We start from the raw sequence: 808 nt of genomic DNA on the forward strand, positions 1-808 counted from the left end.
AAATAAGGGATGACCGCCGTGATGCGCTTGGCCGAGGAGCGCATGAAGGCATCGATCATGATGAGCAGTTCCATCAAATGATCGTTGGTCGGAAACGAGGTCGACTGCAGGATGAAGACATCTTCGCCGCGCACGTTTTCCTGGATTTCGACGAAGATTTCCTGGTCGGCGAAGCGCCTGACCGTGGCTTTGCCCAGCGGGACATTGAGGTACCGGGCGACTGCTTCGGCCAGCACCCTGTTGGAATTGCCCGCGAAGAGTTTCATGCACGGTTCCTGGTGGAGGATGATGAGGCCTGACGGACTCGCTTGCGCCCTTTAACCGGGCTTTTAGCGGCCCGCGCTGGTATTGCAAGCGCCGAGATCGGGAATCCGCCGGCTAAACTCAAGAAAGCTCCGCGCCATCGCCGGACTGCAACAGGGAGCACGGGACTTGTGCTGGTCCTTCTTCTCATTGGGCATCGGATTTTCCCAAAACCGTCTCCACTTTGGGGTCCGATGCCTCTAGCCCGCCTTGCCGCCGAGCCAGGCGGCGAACTGGTCGATGGTCTGGTCGGCGATCGCCTGCATGGTGGCCGGCGAGATCCCCTTCCAGCTGTCGCCGCCCGCGCTGCCGCCGGAATTGACCGACGGAGCCTTCTGCTGGCCATTGATGCGGTGCAGCCGGTTGCCAGCGGGGTCATAGACGTCCCAGACATAGATGACGGTGGTGTCGGCGCCTTCCGACATCGTCGAGAAATAGCCTTTCAGCACATGTGTCACGGTCTGGTCGGCGCTGCCGGCGAGAGTGATGCCGCGCTGCCTGGCAC

General features: G+C 61.3%; 1 protein-coding gene and 1 pseudogene. Both read right to left on the reverse strand.

Going from position 1 to position 808, the window contains the following annotated elements:
- Positions 1 to 266: ribose-phosphate pyrophosphokinase-like domain-containing protein (locus EN914_RS37025; RefSeq protein ID WP_164779246.1), on the reverse strand; the 266-nt coding region annotated here is incomplete at its 3' end.
- A gap of 237 nt (positions 267 to 503) precedes the next feature.
- A pseudogene (locus EN914_RS37030) lies at positions 504 to 808 on the reverse strand (hypothetical protein); the annotation flags it as partial.

This window comes from Mesorhizobium sp. M7A.F.Ca.CA.001.08.2.1 (assembly GCF_003998455.1).
Lineage (GTDB): Bacteria > Pseudomonadota > Alphaproteobacteria > Rhizobiales > Rhizobiaceae > Mesorhizobium > Mesorhizobium ciceri.